Raw genomic sequence first — 15,805 nt, 5'->3', positions numbered from 1 at the left:
CTTAGTCTTTCTTCTGGTCTTCGTCAACAACTTCATAGTCCGCGTCAACCACATTGTCGCGGCCTTTGCTGTCTGCTGCACCATCTTGAGCTTGTTGAGCCTGTGCTTCTTGAGCAGCTTGCTCATACAGCTTCACAGACAATTGCTGAACGATTTCAGTCAGTTCTTCAGTAGCTTTTTTGATGTCTTCCAGGTTGTCGGTTTCCAGCGTTTTTTGCAGATTTTCTTTAGCTGCATTTGCTTTTTCGACTTCGCCTGCATCCGCTTTTTCGCCCAGATCTTTAATCGTTTTGTCTACGGAGTAGATCAGTTGATCCGCAGCGTTTTTCGCTTCTACCAAATCTTTGCGTTTTTTATCTTCTTCCGCATGCAACTCGGCATCCTTCATCATACGTTCTACTTCCTCATCGCTCAAGCCGCTCGAAGATGTGATCGTAATTTTTTGGCTTTTACCTGTGCCTTTATCTGTAGCGGATACGTTCACAATACCGTTCGCATCCAGATCAAAGGTAACTTCGATTTGTGGTACACCACGTGGTGCTGGTGGAATATCTCCCAATTGGAAACGCCCCAACGTTTTGTTGCCTGCTGCCATTTCACGTTCACCTTGCAACACGTGAATTTCTACGCTAGGCTGATTGTCGGCATACGTCGAGAATACCTGCGATTTGCTCGTAGGGATCGTCGTGTTACGATCAATCATTTTAGTAAATACGCCACCTGCAGTTTCAATACCGAGGGACAGTGGAGTTACGTCAAGGAGAACGACGTCTTTCACATCACCAGTCAGTACACCCGCTTGAACTGCCGCGCCCAAAGCTACCACTTCATCAGGGTTTACGCCTTTGTGAGGCTCTTTACCTGTCAGCTTTTTGATTGCTTCTTGTACAGCCGGAATACGTGTGGAACCGCCGACCAGAACAATTTTGTCGATGTCGCTGGCACTCATGCCTGCATCTTTCATCGCTTGACGAGTAGGTCCCAAAGTACGTTCTACCAGACCTTCAGACAATTCTTCAAATTTCGCACGAGTCAGGTTCAACTCCAAATGCTGTGGAACGCCATCAGCTACTGTGATAAATGGCAAAGAAATCGTCGTTGTCAGTACGCCAGACAGTTCTTTTTTCGCTTTTTCCGCTGCATCTTTCAGACGTTGTACAGCAGCTTTATCTTTGCTCAGGTCAATGCCTTGATCTTTTTTGAACTCATTTACGAGATAATCAATAATCACTTGGTCAAAGTCATCGCCACCCAGCTTGTTATCGCCGCTTGTTGCTTTAACTTCGAAGAAACCGTCGCCCAGTTCCAGAATGGATACGTCGAATGTACCACCACCGAGGTCATACACGAGGATCGTTTGGTCTTCGGATTTTTCCATACCGTATGCCAATGCTGCTGCTGTTGGCTCATTGACAATCCGCAGAACTTCCAGACCGGCAATTTTACCTGCATCCTTGGTTGCTTGACGTTGACCGTCATTGAAGTAAGCTGGAACAGTGATAACAGCTTGAGAAACCGTTTGTCCCAGGTAAGCTTCAGCATCGGATTTCAGCTTTTGCAAAATCATAGCGGAAATTTCCTGTGCGGAATATTCCTTGCCGTCAATGCTTTCTTTATGATTTGTACCCATGTGACGCTTGATGGACATGATTGTACGATCTGGGTTCGTAATTGCTTGGCGCTTTGCCGTTTCCCCTACAGTACGTTCTCCATCTTTTTTGAAGCCAACAACGGAAGGGGTTGTGCGTGCGCCTTCCGGATTTGGAATAACGACCGCTTCGCCGCCCTCCATAACAGCCACACAAGAGTTGGTTGTACCTAAGTCAATACCGATTACTTTGCTCATCGGACAATTCCTCCTTCTGTATATACGAGGCCCGCAGGCCAGAATGGTTGAATCAAAATGATGTATTTCTAATGTATATTGAAAAAGCTACATGCTCACTTTTACCATCGCTGGACGAAGCACCTTGTCCTTCAGCATGTATCCTTTTTGTACCTCTTCAACGACGATGCCTTCCTCATGCTCTTCGCTCTCCACCTGCATAATAGCCTGATGGAAATCAGGATTAAACGGTTGTCCCACCGAATTCATGGCCGCTACTCCCTCTGCCTGAAGCACACTCTCAAATTGGCGGAAAATCATTTCCACGCCTTTGCTGAATGACTCAGACTCCGCTCCTTGCGGTGCTGTTGCCAGCGCACGCTCGAAGTTATCCAAAACAGGCACCAACTCGGTAACCAGCTTCATAGATGCATATTTGGCAAGGTCTTCTTTTTCTTTCAGCGTACGACGGCGAAAATTATCAAAATCCGCCTGAGCGCGTAAAAACCGTTGCTGATGCTCTTCCACCTGCGCGCGAAGCTTAGTCAGCTCTGTTTCGCTTTCTTGGTCTTCCAGTGCCGCCGCTTCATTAACCGGTTCTTCCTGCTGGCTCGTTTCGGCGGCTTCCTCTGTGCTTACATTTTGTTGTTTTTCTTCTTGGAACGCTTGTTCTTCCTTCAAAATGTTTCACCTCCTTCAAGTCATAACTACCTTTACAAAAACACGCAACAATGCACCCGCGCAGGATACAAACCGTATCCCAGCGCGGAACATGTAGTACCGCAACCTATGCGGTCTTGTTCTATTTAAACCGCTGCGTTAGCATTGCGGTCAAATCCTTAGACAGGATACCCAAAATATTAATAACTCTCGCATATTCCATCCGTGTCGGACCCAGTATGCCTATAGTGCCCAACGCTTCTCCGTCTACTGCATACGTAGCAGTAATTAGGCTACAATTGGCAAACGCCTCATGATCATTTTCAGTGCCGATGCGGACTTGAATTTCAGGTGCCCCGGCAACAGGTGTCATTAGTTTAAGTAGCGTTGGTGTTTCCTCCAGCAGATCGAGAATATGTTTAACCTTTTCTACATCTTTAAATTCAGGTTGATTGAGCATGTTCGTCGCACCGCTCAAATACAAGCGCTGATCCGATTCATTATCCAGTGCTTTATCCAGCACCTTCATAGCGTCCTCAAAATGAGACACATGCTTCTCCATCTCCTGACCAAGTGCGGTGTAAAGGCGTGATTTAAGCTGATAAATCGGCACACCGACCAGCTTGCTGTTCAGTAAATTCACAACCTTCTCCATCTCGGAAATTGAAATTCCCGGTGGAATATCTACCGTTTTATTCTCCACCTGACCGGTATTGGTCACGATTATCGCCACAGCCGTCGTTTCGTTGAGCGGCAGCAGCTGAAAATGACGCAATGAAGTATGAAAAACCTCCGGCCCAAGCAGGATGGAAGTATAATTGGTCATATGGGACAAAATGCCTGACGCATGCTGGATCACTTGCTCCATTACATTCAGCTTTTCGGCGTAAAAGGCTTTCAGTTCCCGCATTTCCATAGGCTTCAGTGTATTCAGTGGCACCAGATGGTCCACATAATAACGGTAGCCTTTATGAGACGGGATGCGTCCCGCAGAAGTATGGGGTTGCTCCAGATAGCCCTGTTCCTCTAAATCCGACATTTCATTACGGATCGTGGCCGGGCTGAATCCGACATCCTGCCTTTTGGATATGCTGCGGGAACCCACTGGCTCAGCCGAACGAATGTAGTCATCAATAATCGCATTCAGAATGAGTCTCTGACGTTCGGTTAACAAGCGAATCCCCCCTTGTTGTTTATCCATAATAGCATGATTGTTAATGGAATCATTAGCACTCGTTCGCGATGAGTGCTAACCGTTAATACAAAAATACCAAACCGACCTGATCATTGTCAAGTCAGTTCAGTATTTTCAATAAACAAGATTTATCACAACAGTTTAGTTTACTGGAATGAATCCAGAACGTTTACGATTTTTCACGAAAAATCTCAATATACAGCGTATAAAAACCGTAATTATGTATAGTGACACAGAAAATAGAAAAATTCGAGACTATGTCTCCATACCATTATAGCTTCTTTGTCCTTGAGGAGGAATTAAATTTGAGAACTAATCGCCGCAATCTTTTATACGCATCGATCGCACTTTCACCTACAATTTGTATGTTTCAAATTCTAATTGAGTTGTTTCCGTATACAGGACTAGGAAGAATAGTTGCTTTGCCATTGGTATTCATCCTGAATGCAGCCCTTATTATTTCAGTCATCCATTTAATTCGTAAATTAAGCCCCCTGTGTTGTGCCTTAATCTTGGTTCCTACGATACTTTTAAGCATATGGAATACCATTTTGTTTTACCCTCAAGAATCCAGTCCAAGTATTCCCAAGCAAATAAAATAATATCGGCAATACAACATTACGATGATTTAACACTAGCCGATTGGGAAGGATATACATATAGTCCAAGCAGAAGCGGAGCGTCTGAAAGATATGTTGTCGCCTTGTATAAATATAAACACCGAGTTCCATTAGACGGCACTGCATACTTTTATAATGATACTGATTATCATAAGGACCATCCCATAAGAAGCCTGAATGGAATACCTTCCGAACTGGAGCCTCATCATCAATTCATTTGGTGGTTGCTCAAAACATATGAGAAATGAATCAGGATTAAACAATGTAGGCTGTATAATATACGCATGATTAGGTCCTGATGAAAAAAGAACTGACCTCATTATTAACAGGTCAGTTCAGTACTTTCAACACTGCGATTTCATCACAATTGTTTTGTTTACTACAGTGAATGCAGTCGGTCCATACCTTTTCAGGGAAAATCTCTTTGCTTACTACATCAAAACCGTTTTTTATAAAAAAGGAGACCTCGTAGGTCAATGCCATAATTTTAGGAATACGTTGCCGCCGTGCTTCTATAATAAGGCCCTCCACGAGTTTGGAGCCAATACCCATACCTTTGTGTCCCTCAGAGATGCCAAGGGAGCGAATCTCTACCAGATCAGCGCCCAATTTGCATAAAGAACCACAACCAACAACTTCGCCGTCCACCTCTGCAACAATAAACAGCTCCAGTTGGCGCGTAAGCACTTCCCTCGAACGTGGCAGCATAATCCCCCGCTCTGCATAGCCGCTAATCATTTGATATAAAGGCTCCACATCCTCAGGAACCGCACTTCTGCACAATACATCTTTACACACTGAAGCCATCTTGCTCTCCTCCTGCCGCTTGCCGCATATAATGAATAAATATACAACATAACGCATAGAATCGCAATACTCCATTTACCCTGCTGTGACAGAATGGTGTTATAAAATGATCGTCCCAGCTTATAAAGTTGAAACGTACTGTACTGAAGCCTACGACTTATGAATTTACCGTGATAGAACCGATGAACTCTGCAAATACATCATTTCCGAATAAAATGCCGCGTTCACTCAAACGATAACCGTCCTCAATGGATTCGATTAACCCGGCATTGAGCATTTTTCCGAGAGGAGCAGTAAATGTATCCTCCAGCGCCTGACCGAATTGAGCTTCAAAGCGGGACTTAGAAACGCCCTCTAGCATTCTCAAACCGACCATAAGAAAATCCTCCATAGCTTCCGCGGCTGGCACCTCAAAGCTATCCAGACGTGGCAAACCATTACGACTAGCCTCCACATAAGGGTTAATACCCTTAATGTTCATATGACGCTCTCTGCCAACATATCCATGTGCCCCTGCGCCGAGACCGTAATAGTCTTCATTTCGCCAATAGGTCATGTTGTGCTTGCTCCCCAAACCTGGTTTTGCGAAATTGCTAATCTCATACTGCTCATAACCCGCTTCTTTCATGCGACGCATGAGAAGTAAATACATTTCCAGTTCATCATCCTCGTGTGGAAGCGGTAGCTGATTTTTCTGATACAGCGTGTGGAAGAGCGTGTTTTCTTCAACCTTCAAGCTGTAGATAGAGTAATGAGGAAGCTCCAGCTCTAGTGCTCTACTCACGCTTTCATGCAGCATGTCCACCGTTTGATTCGGCAAACCAAACATCAGGTCAATCGACAGGTTGTCCAAGCCTACCTTACGGGCGTTTTCCAAACTACGATATACGTCATCTGTACTGTGAATACGACCTATGCCTGTGAGTAGCTCATTCTGAAAAGCCTGTACACCAAAGCTCAGTCGATTGACGCCGCCTTCTTTCATCACAGAGAGTTTTTCAAAATCAGTGGTGCCTGGATTGGCTTCCATAGAAAACTCAATATCTTCCGCCCAATGTGGGAAATAGGTTCGGACACTCTTCAGGAAATATTCCATTTCCTTTGGGTTTAGGGTTGTTGGTGTTCCACCCCCGACAAAAATGGTTTTAATCTCTCCTGGCGGGTGAAGCTTGACTGTATGTTCCATTTCTCGTTCCAGTGCATACAGATATTCCATAACAGGTTGATCCTTGAGCACATAAGAGTTGAAATCACAGTAAAAGCATTTATTCGTGCAAAAAGGTATATGCAGGTAAACCGCTTGAGGGGCGGATGAATGTTCATGTTTTTGTATGGATGCGGTCATACCGATCCTCCTTGTCAATTCAGGGAATAGTGAAAAAATGCGCCGAGGTCGAGATCAACCGCTTCGTGTTCCATTTGTTCTTCTGATCGCTGTTACTCCCCAATTTTCTATTCTATAAGCACTCTTACAGTTAAAATTGGGGAGTAAAGGCGAGCGATACGCTTCTCCAGATTCAAATGGACCACTCCGCTGCTGCCTACCACCATCGGTCATTTTTTTGTGGTGTAGGTGTTGCAGTAAGAGTAAAGCATCTTTAGAAATACGCTAAAGATGCTGTTGTTATACTATTTTTGCAACTGAGATAACAAACACTCCATCTCTGGATAGCTTGCTCAAATAAATAACGTCCATTCTCCATGCACGGCAAATGCCCCATGAAAGAATGGACGAATACCGCTTGGAATCAAGCGGATCGTAATACCTTAGGGTACTCACAGAGTAATTGTACCTAAGCTACTACAGGATCATGCTGTTGTTGCTTATGTGTATTCAATTCATATACACAATTCTGATGTATCGAATTCAATACGATGCTGCTGATTCAAGCGGCTTTACTCATCTATTTTCAGTACCGCCATAAATGCTTCCTGTGGTACTTCTACGTTACCGACCTGCTTCATACGCTTCTTGCCCTCTTTTTGCTTTTCAAGCAGCTTCCGTTTACGAGAAATATCGCCGCCGTAGCATTTGGCCAAGACGTTTTTACGCATCGCCTTAACGGTTTCACGCGCCACAACCTTTGTTCCCACAGATGCCTGGATCGGCACCTCGAACATTTGACGCGGGATTAGCTCGCGCAGCTTCTCACAGATAATACGTCCGCGATGATAAGCCCGATCTCTATGCACGATGAACGACAGCGCATCGACCTGCTCGCCATTCAACAAAATATCCATTTTCACCAGGTTGGACTGGCGATAGCCTGAAATCTCATAATCAAAGGAAGCATAGCCTTTGGTACTTGATTTAAGCTGATCGAAGAAATCATATACGATTTCAGACAGCGGAATTTGATACGTAATGGTTACCCGTGTCGTATCCAGGTATTCCATATTTACGTATTCTCCACGCTTGGTTTGACAAAGCTCCATCACCGTACCTACGTAATCATTAGGGACGATAATACCTGCTTTTACATAGGGCTCTTCCACATGTTCAATCCGTCCGATTTCCGGATAATTCGATGGATTGTCGATCTGGATCGTTTCCCCATTCGTCAACTTTATGCGGTAAATAACGCTTGGTGCTGTTGTAATCAGCGGAATGTTAAATTCACGTTCAATCCGTTCCTGAATAACGTCCATATGAAGCAGACCAAGGAATCCACAACGGAAGCCAAAACCCAACGCGCTTGATGTTTCTGGCTCAAAGCTGAGCGAAGCATCGTTCAACTGTAGCTTTTCAAGCGCCTCACGCAGATCGTTATACTCCGATGTTTCGATTGGATACAGACCGCAATAAACCATCGGATTTATTTTGCGATAACCTGGCATCGGTTCTAATGTTGGATTTTTTGCATCTGTCACCGTATCCCCGACACGCGTATCGCCCACATGCTTAATTCCGGCAACGATAAAGCCAACATCACCGATATTCAGCTCGTCCACGATGTTCATACGCGGCATAAAAGCACCAACTTCAATAACCTCAAACGTTTTGTCAGTCGCCATCATTTTAATTTTCGAACCGGCTCGGATACTACCATCCACGACGCGAACATATACGATAACGCCTTTATAAGGATCATAGTGCGAATCGAAAATGAGTGCCTTGAGCGGATTATCCGGATTACCTTGCGGAGCAGGTACACTTCTGACCACCTGCTCCAAAATTTCCTTGATACCGATTCCAGCTTTGGCTGAAGCATGTACGGTCTCGCTTGTATCCAAGCCGATAACATCCTCGATTTCCTGTTTTACCCGCTCAGGATCAGCACTTGGCAAATCAATCTTGTTAAGCACCGGCAAAATCTCCAGATTGTTATCCAACGCCAAATATACGTTAGCCAACGTCTGTGCCTCGATTCCCTGCGCGGCGTCTACTACCAGCAAAGCACCTTCACAGGCCGCCAAACTACGGGATACCTCATACGTAAAATCGACGTGTCCCGGTGTATCAATCAAATTCAAAATGTACTCTTCGCCGTCATCGGCCTTATAAGTGAGTCGCACTGCCTGGAGCTTGATCGTAATTCCGCGCTCCCGTTCCAGTTCCATCTGGTCAAGCACTTGCTCCTGCATTTCACGAGAAGTGAGTGCACCGGTATATTCTAAAATCCGGTCAGCCAGCGTGGATTTACCATGGTCTATATGTGCAATGATACTAAAGTTCCGAATTTTACGTTGTCTTGCCAAAATGTCAGTCATGCCTTACCCCCACACAATGCCTAGTGTCAATCAGCTTATTATAGCAGTTGTAAGGGGGGTCAGCAATATTTCTATTCTGTTACTCCGTCAAATACAGATACGACCCATCGAATGCCCTGTCTCGACAGGTTTTGAAGCAACCCAGCTGTTTTGTCCGCCATGGTATCCACCGAGGCTTGCTGTTCCTTGACGGCCAGCAGTTCACGCGGTGTCTCCAGGCCCTGAGTATTGACATGCTGCACAGTCGTCGAATACCACCTGGATGCCCCGTGCTCCGTCTGTTCCTCATTTTCTTCCCTTCCACTAGCTTCGTTTATACCCACTCCCGTTGCCGGCTCAACATTAACATTTCCACTTGTGCTATACGTACCGCTATATGCACGAGTGTTAACTGCGGGTGTATCCTCAATAACCGTCTGTTCATATCCGACTTTCTGTTGATTTACCGATTGAATCGTATCCCCATTCCATTCCGGTCCATACACTGAACGCAGGCCAGATCCTGCCAGTTGCATACCGAGTAGAATACCTGCCCCCATGAGCAGTACAAATCCAAGTGCTTTCTTACGAAAATGTCCAGACATTCCCCTTCCCCCTTACCGCTACCTCATTTAATTGCCGCTGTTGCTCTTTTTTGTATCCGATACGTTAGTGCCCGCTTTCTGAGCTTTCTGATCTTCCCAATACACTTCACCGATCATGTCCGCCAAAACGTCCGAGGTACGTTTTAACTCCTCCTCGGTGTTGTCAACACCTCCGATTTCGATCAAAATACTGTGGGAAGACAAGCTTTGATTGTACTCACCGTTGTTGCCTTTGCCACCATCTTTCCCCCATACACCACGTGATACGCCGTGATACGATTTTTCCAGCTTTTCATGAATACGAGCAGCAAAAGCTTCATTTTCGCGCCAATTTTTGTTGTCATGCCCGATAATAAAATATACCTTGGCATAGGAAAGCCCATTAATGGTTGCTGTTGTTTTTCCGTGACGTTGTGAATCCCGATGGATATCAAGTAAATAAGTTAAACCTTTATTTCCAGCTAAAGCTTCCTTGACTGTTTCGCGTGAATATTTATAGGAGTAGTTCCAATTGTAATTTTGAACTGTAGTGGCATAATCCTTGTTTACATGCAACGTGGATATCCCTTGCTTTTCCAGCCTCTTCTTTACAAAGTCCCCTACCCTTGACACATTAGCTGATTTAGAACCTGAATTAGGATTGGAACTGGTTTTGCTGAGTAGTGGGTTATATGCTTCTCTGGGATGAGAATGGTAGATTAATATACGCTTGTCCCCTTTGGCTGTATCACCTGGATGATCCTCACGTACCGGGTCTGTTTCCGGTGTTGTCGGAATATCCGGCGTAGTAGTTGGTGGATTCTCAGATGTATCTGAGCCACCAGGGGCATCCGTCGTCCCCTGATCGGGCTGATAATCCGTAGGACCCTCTACCTTGGTGTTCCCCGAACCCTTGCGCAGCAAGACAGGTGCTCCTGCAGACATACCAGGAATCTCACGAGAAATGAGACTTTTAGGGTCCTGCGGATTAATACCTGTAAGCATCTGAAAAACAAAAGGCGACCATTGTTCACCCGACAACGAAGATTGCTGCTTCTTTTGTGCCAAATGAGGTACTTCCATACCTAGCATATCCGCGAAAAAACCGCTGGACACCGAACCTGCCAATCCTTTCATGGAAGAAACAGGAGAGGTTTGTAGACGATTTTCTGCCAATCCCCCTAGCCCCAAAACGACAAATAAAAGCGCCGAGCCCATGATCAGCAGCACAAGCGTATGTCCCATCGCCAAAATTTCGATACCTTTTCTTCTCCATCTTCCGACGTTCCAGGTCTGAATTTTTTTCATGTGAGCCTTGTCCTCCTTCGTCCCGTCGAAACCCGCTTTATTTAGGAACATAGGGTTCCTATCTGCTACGGAAATCTCTTATACTTCAACTCTATGAACGGAGAACAATTGCTAGAACACAAAAAATCTCTACTACAGATATATCACCTCCCTTTTTGAAAGAGATTAGATTCCTGTTAAATAGAGACTTTTGTGTATGAAATACGATTTTACCAACCCTTGATTAATGCGTATAGGCGGCGACATTGCCAGGATCAACAGCTTCGTGCAGAGCAGCGTTCAATCCAGTAGCAATAATGTTCGCGATATCTTCAATAAATTCATCGATCTCTTTAGGAGTCACAATCAGATCATGCCCCAGCGGTTGTAGGACCTCTCTCACAAGCCCAAGTCTCTCAGGTTCTGAAATATCGTCCAACATCCCCAGGATTGCTTTTGTAGAAGCCTTTTCTTTGGTAAAATGTGTTTTCATCAGTTCAATTACGTTATTGACAATGGTCGAAGCGTAGCATACCGTTGGTACGCCGATAGCGATACACGGAACGCCCATAATATCCTTGGTGATACCGCGCCGCTTGTTGCCAATACCTGAACCCGGATGTATCCCGATATCGGCCACCTGAATGGTCGTGTTGACGCGCTCCAGTGAACGTGACGCCAGAGCGTCAATGGCAATAATCAGTTCTGGCTTTGTGCGATCCACGATGCCTTGAACAATTTCACTGGACTCGATCCCCGTAATACCCAGGACGCCCGGTGCAATTGCGCTCACATCTCGATAGCCCGGGTTGATTTGATCAGGTGTCAGTTCAAAAAATTGACGAGTCACCATTAAATTTTCAACGACAAGCGGACCCAGCGAATCGGGAGTGACGTTCCAGTTGCCCAGACCTACCACCAGTACCTTTGCCGTATTAGAGATTCCTATTTTTTGTATAAAATGCTCCATTTCTTTTGCAAATGCAATAGCGACACGTTGCTGGAGCCCCGTGTCGCCTTCACGCAAGCCGGGTACTTCTAGCGTGACGTAATGTCCTTGTACCCGCCCAATACGGTTGGCTCCTTCTTCATTCAGTACATCCAGCCGTGTGATTTTGATTCCGTTATCTTCCTCCACGTTCTCACTTATGCCCGCCAAAGGTACAGGCTGATCCCGTTCGGCCAGTTCTCTTGCCTCTAATGCCAAATCCGTGCGTACCGCATACTTCTGCAAATCCAGATCCATCTTTTAAGCCTCCTTGGATACCATCTTTGACTATAGTGTGCGAGACACCCAACAGGTTTATGCACATCCATTTTCATCCTGTAATTCGCATCGTCTCAGAATGTTTTCTTATTGCAATTTGAGGTGTGGCATGCTAAAATATTTTAAGTTGTGAAACGTTTGTGTTCATAAGTAATGCCTTTACAGGAGGTGAATGTAATGCCAAACATCAAATCCGCTATCAAACGCGTTAAAACTAGCGACAAACGCCGTGCGTTGAACGCTTCCCAAAAATCTGCGCTTCGTACAGCAGTAAAAGCTGCCGATACAGCGTTGGTAGGTAACGAAGCTGAAACTGCTGCTGCTGCTTTCAAAGTAGCTTCCCAAAAGCTGGACAAGGCTGTAACTAAAGGTCTGATCCACAAAAATGCAGCTGCTCGCAAGAAATCCCGCTTGGCGAAAAAACTTAACGCTCTTACAGCTCAAGCGTAAGCAAGAGCTACTTTCATACGTTAATGAAAAAAACCTGACCAGCCTTGGCTGATCAGGTTTTTTTAGTTTATAACTTTTATTAATTTATAGAGTCAGCTTTTCACGATACATTAGCTGACTCTATAACAGCACATGGGGGGAATTAGATTGAAGCCCCCGCACCCATTTTCATCAAAAATAGTTCTAGTCCCAGTACCTTGTCAACGACACCTGTTTTCATATGATAATCCAGCTCGCCCAATTCGTAGAGAAGCTGACGCAGCTGCTCAGGGCGAAACCTCCGCGCTTGGTCTCCTGCAACTTTCACCCCATAAGGATGCAAACTAAGCTGACTCGCAATTTGTTGCTGGGAATAGCTTTGACCTGCCAGCTCTTTGACCTGCAACATTATACGGAACTGGCGCGTGATCAAAGCGGCAATCTTGATCGGTTCCTCTTTTTGCTTAAGCAACTCATAGAAAATACTGAGTGCCTTATCCAGCCGCAAATTAGCCAGATCCTCAACCATCGCAAATACGTTTTGCTCTGTGTTACGAGGCACCAGGGATTCTATATCAGCGGATGAGATGGTTCCCTGTGCTCCTGCGTACAAGCAGAGCTTGTCTATCTCAGCAGCCAAGGATTGCAGCCCGGTACCTGTGAATTGAATGAGGCTTTCAGCAGCTCCTGCAGCCAATTGCACTTCTCTTTCTCCTGCACGCTTATGAATCCAAGCCACAAGATCATCTCCACCCATTGGAGCAAAAGCAATAACCGAAGCATCACTTTTCAGTTTTTTGACAATCTTTTTCCGTTCATCCAACTTTTCAGCCTGAACCGTAAAAACGATGACGCTATAGTCAGTCGGGTTATCCATATAAGTCAACAGCGTCTCAAGCCGATGCTCCATCTTACCGCTATCTTTGCCTGCTGCAAATACACTGGTATCCCGTACAATAATCAGCTTCTTTGGTACCAGAAAAGGCGCTGTTTCCGCCTCCTCCACGACCACCTCAATGGGTGTTTCGGTTAAATCATAAGGAATGATGGCGAAGTCACGGTGCTCCTCTTCCACCACTTTCTCTTTAAGCATCTCAACAAACTGCTTCATTTGATATTTTTCACTGCCGTATAGCAAATACACTGACGAAATGTCGCCTTTGCGAATAGCCTTAGAGGCTGTTTTTACATCCATTTTCCGTTCCCCCCACCCACTGATCGTACCCGACATCCGAACGGAAGGCAAGTCATGATACAAACGAAGGGACCCTGCCTATAGGCAGGATCCCTTCACCACCATCTATATCAACACGGCAGCAGAAAGCTCTAGAAACTTTCGGCCGTCGGGATACGACGTCGGTTCATATAGTTTATTCTCTGTTTTTAAAAGTGTGTCAACTTACGGAAACTATTTTCCAGTGCTGCGCGGGACGGTGTACGTATATTTACTCGCTGTCCCATCCTGCTCCGTCTCATACATAAAGGTCTGGCTGTCTTCTGACCAGCTTCCTTTGACCCAAGCACCTTTTAAAGTACGGACTTCCAGGGTTGTTCGGTCTACACCGTTATCGGAAAGCTTATACACTTTCAGCTTTTTGCCCTCAATAGCCACCGCATAGCTACCATCAGGCGAGTTGAGCTGATCTGTAGAGTCGGATTGGGCACTATAGCTGGAAGCATTATCGTTGTCTGGAGAGACCAGTGAATTAGATACAAAGCCTTCTTTACGAACTGGGTCTTGTGACACGGATGATTGCTGATCATTAGAAGCTGCATTGCTGCTATCCGTTCCCAAGGCATTCCCCGAATCCTTAGTGATGCTTTTGGAAGTCGTGTCTTTCGACGTTTCGTTTGACGCAATCCGCTCCTGCACCTTCAATTCCTGACTAAGCGACGAAGATGAATCATTCGTACTCGTGCTATCGTTATTACCGTCCTGAGCCGTATCCGTACCCGCTAGGGGCGCTTTTTCCATTTTCGGTTCTAACTGTTCATCAGGAGCAATCGTGGGTTGATCAGATTTTTCCTGACTTAACTGTTTGTCCTCAGATTTAGAAGCATCTGCAGCAGACGGATTTTCCTTTGCCACCTGACGATCCGTACGTAGCTGTCCCTGCCCTGCATCCTGACGAGAAGAATGTTCAGCTGGTGTAGACTTCGTCGAATCTTCCTCCCCAGCTCGCTGATCGTCACGTTTCCCAGCATCCCGTTTGGAAGAGTTCTGTTCATCGTCTGCATTGGTTGCACCTTGTTTGCTCAGGTCAGGTTCTTTATCCGCAGATGGCTGAGATGCATCCGTTCCTTGCCCCTGCTCTGACGGCTGCTGTGTAGAATCCGAACCAATGGCTGCATCACGACCTCCACTGCCATTGGCTGTATCTGTAATTTCCGTCTGATTTTGCGGATTCGTCACTTCGGGCGTCTGGGTTGTAAGTATGCCTTCCGCATCCTGCACTGTTTTAGGCTCGAAGTTAAATACTACAATCCCCAGCACAACAGCAGCGGCAACCACGCCCATAGCAGCGCGCCCAGCCATTCGATTCCACCAAGGTGTAGGCTGGGTACGCTGTCTAGGCACTGGTCCAGGCTCTACAGCCACAGGCTGCATTTCCTGAAGCGCACTTCCCTGCTCTTCACGTGCGCGGTCAATGGCATCAAGCTGAGGCATGATGGAATCCACCAGGCTGAACGCCGGGGAAACCGCAGGCAATTCCTCCAGCTCGCGAGAGAGTGTCTGAAGAATAAGAAATTTTTCCGCACAGTCCGGGCAAGTCGCAATATGGTTCATTAATTGGGACGTTTCTTCTTCGCCCAGCTCATGATCCACATAACGCTGCATCCAATCCATCACCTCTTCCCCACACTTCATCCTGATACACCACCTTTCTGATATTCCTGAAGTAGCCCTTGCAATTGCTGTCTTGCACGATATAAGTATGACTTGACCGTATTTAGCGGCAAATCCAGAGAATCTGCAATCTCGTTATAGGAAAAATCCTGCAGATATCTTAAGACAATTACCGTCCGGTGGTGCTCCGGAAGTTGTTGTATAGCCTCACGAACATCCTGTGCCATATAAGAGGTCAACACCTCGACCTCCACGTTTTGGGGATCGTTGAATATCATGTCGTGCTCGTCAATGGAAACCGAGGGCTTCGTTCTTCTGAATTTGTCGATGCATATATTCGTTACAATGCGTTGGACCCAGGTTTTAAACTGCGCTTTTTCCTCATAAGAGTTAATTTTGGAATAGATCCGTATGAGGGCTTCTTGTGAAGCATCCATGGCGTCCTGCTCATTGTTTAGAATGTAATATGCCGTACGGTACACATGCTGTTCTATCTCTCTTAATAGGGTAATGAGAGCGTCGCGATCGCCCGATTGAGCGGCTCGAATGAGTCCCTGCTCTACCACAAAGGATCCCCCTCTCCCTGCAATATT

At 45.8% G+C, this 15,805-nt stretch carries 13 protein-coding genes; 1 reads left to right on the top strand and 12 read right to left on the bottom strand.

Annotated features, from left to right (window positions below):
* Position 1 precedes the first annotated feature (1 nt).
* The 9 genes from dnaK to gpr all read right to left on the bottom strand — a co-directional run bounded on the left by dnaK (position 2) and on the right by gpr (position 11,914).
* A complete protein-coding gene (gene dnaK / locus MHB46_RS23560) occupies positions 2-1,846 on the bottom strand; it encodes a molecular chaperone DnaK (protein ID WP_013311171.1) in 1,845 nt (614 codons plus the stop codon).
* Positions 1,847-1,933: 87 nt separating this feature from the next.
* Positions 1,934-2,506 carry a nucleotide exchange factor GrpE gene (grpE, locus tag MHB46_RS23555; protein WP_341163595.1) on the bottom strand — a complete coding sequence of 191 codons (573 nt, stop codon included), beginning with the start codon at positions 2,504-2,506 and terminating at the stop codon, positions 1,934-1,936.
* A 121-nt stretch (positions 2,507-2,627) separates the two neighbouring features.
* Positions 2,628-3,659, bottom strand: coding sequence for a heat-inducible transcriptional repressor HrcA (gene hrcA / locus MHB46_RS23550; RefSeq protein WP_013372178.1), 1,032 nt, complete (start codon positions 3,657-3,659; stop codon positions 2,628-2,630).
* A 971-nt stretch (positions 3,660-4,630) separates the two neighbouring features.
* Positions 4,631-5,107 carry an N-acetyltransferase gene (locus MHB46_RS23545; protein ID WP_013311174.1) on the bottom strand — a complete coding sequence of 159 codons (477 nt, stop codon included), beginning with the start codon at positions 5,105-5,107 and terminating at the stop codon, positions 4,631-4,633.
* A 157-nt stretch (positions 5,108-5,264) separates the two neighbouring features.
* Positions 5,265-6,452: a radical SAM family heme chaperone HemW gene (hemW, locus tag MHB46_RS23540; protein WP_039272303.1), complete on the bottom strand. Its 1,188-nt coding sequence runs from the start codon at positions 6,450-6,452 to the stop codon at positions 5,265-5,267.
* 551 nt (positions 6,453-7,003) lie between these two features.
* On the bottom strand, positions 7,004-8,818 hold the full coding sequence (gene lepA, locus MHB46_RS23535) for a translation elongation factor 4 (protein ID WP_029515362.1): 1,815 nt from the start codon (positions 8,816-8,818) through the stop codon (positions 7,004-7,006).
* Positions 8,819-8,889: 71 nt separating this feature from the next.
* Positions 8,890-9,402 (bottom strand): hypothetical protein, encoded by a 513-nt coding sequence (locus tag MHB46_RS23530; protein WP_341163594.1) that lies wholly within the window; start codon positions 9,400-9,402, stop codon positions 8,890-8,892.
* A gap of 27 nt (positions 9,403-9,429) precedes the next feature.
* A complete protein-coding gene (locus tag MHB46_RS23525; protein WP_341163593.1) occupies positions 9,430-10,689 on the bottom strand; it encodes a stage II sporulation protein P in 1,260 nt (419 codons plus the stop codon).
* Between the two features lie 223 nt (positions 10,690-10,912).
* A complete protein-coding gene (gene gpr, locus MHB46_RS23520) occupies positions 10,913-11,914 on the bottom strand; it encodes a GPR endopeptidase (RefSeq protein ID WP_039272306.1) in 1,002 nt (333 codons plus the stop codon).
* A 198-nt stretch (positions 11,915-12,112) separates the two neighbouring features.
* Here gpr and rpsT point away from each other — a divergent pair, with 198 nt between their 5' ends.
* Complete coding sequence (gene rpsT / locus MHB46_RS23515) at positions 12,113-12,385, top strand: 30S ribosomal protein S20 (RefSeq protein WP_013311181.1); 273 nt, start codon at positions 12,113-12,115, stop codon at positions 12,383-12,385.
* A gap of 142 nt (positions 12,386-12,527) precedes the next feature.
* Here rpsT and holA read toward each other — a convergent pair whose 3' ends face one another.
* The 3 genes from holA to MHB46_RS23500 all read right to left on the bottom strand — a co-directional run bounded on the left by holA (position 12,528) and on the right by MHB46_RS23500 (position 15,778).
* Entirely contained in the window at positions 12,528-13,559 is a 1,032-nt protein-coding gene (gene holA / locus MHB46_RS23510; RefSeq protein WP_341163592.1) for a DNA polymerase III subunit delta, read from the bottom strand.
* Between the two features lie 213 nt (positions 13,560-13,772).
* Positions 13,773-15,233, bottom strand: coding sequence for a zf-HC2 domain-containing protein (locus MHB46_RS23505; RefSeq protein ID WP_341163591.1), 1,461 nt, complete (start codon positions 15,231-15,233; stop codon positions 13,773-13,775).
* Complete coding sequence (locus MHB46_RS23500) at positions 15,230-15,778, bottom strand: RNA polymerase sigma factor (RefSeq protein ID WP_013311184.1); 549 nt, start codon at positions 15,776-15,778, stop codon at positions 15,230-15,232. Before MHB46_RS23500 ends, MHB46_RS23505 begins: the two co-directional genes overlap by 4 nt.
* Positions 15,779-15,805: the final 27 nt, after the last annotated feature.

Source organism: Paenibacillus sp. FSL H7-0703 (assembly GCF_038003485.1).
Lineage (GTDB): Bacteria > Bacillota > Bacilli > Paenibacillales > Paenibacillaceae > Paenibacillus > Paenibacillus polymyxa_B.
This window is presented reverse-complemented; position numbering and strand designations above follow the sequence as displayed.

Excerpts from the sequence above, each read along its gene's own strand:
- dnaK (WP_013311171.1), bottom strand. The coding sequence starts at position 1,846 with ATGAGCAAAGTAATCGGTATTGACTTAGGTACAACCAACTCTTGTGTG.
- MHB46_RS23545 (WP_013311174.1), bottom strand. The coding sequence starts at position 5,107 with ATGGCTTCAGTGTGTAAAGATGTATTGTGCAGAAGTGCGGTTCCTGAG.
- hemW (WP_039272303.1), bottom strand. The coding sequence starts at position 6,452 with ATGACCGCATCCATACAAAAACATGAACATTCATCCGCCCCTCAAGCG.
- lepA (WP_029515362.1), bottom strand. The coding sequence starts at position 8,818 with ATGACTGACATTTTGGCAAGACAACGTAAAATTCGGAACTTTAGTATC.
- MHB46_RS23530 (WP_341163594.1), bottom strand. The coding sequence starts at position 9,402 with ATGTCTGGACATTTTCGTAAGAAAGCACTTGGATTTGTACTGCTCATG.
- MHB46_RS23525 (WP_341163593.1), bottom strand. The coding sequence starts at position 10,689 with ATGAAAAAAATTCAGACCTGGAACGTCGGAAGATGGAGAAGAAAAGGT.
- gpr (WP_039272306.1), bottom strand. The coding sequence starts at position 11,914 with ATGGATCTGGATTTGCAGAAGTATGCGGTACGCACGGATTTGGCATTA.
- rpsT (WP_013311181.1), top strand. The coding sequence starts at position 12,113 with ATGCCAAACATCAAATCCGCTATCAAACGCGTTAAAACTAGCGACAAA.
- holA (WP_341163592.1), bottom strand. The coding sequence starts at position 13,559 with ATGGATGTAAAAACAGCCTCTAAGGCTATTCGCAAAGGCGACATTTCG.
- MHB46_RS23505 (WP_341163591.1), bottom strand. The coding sequence starts at position 15,233 with ATGAAGTGTGGGGAAGAGGTGATGGATTGGATGCAGCGTTATGTGGAT.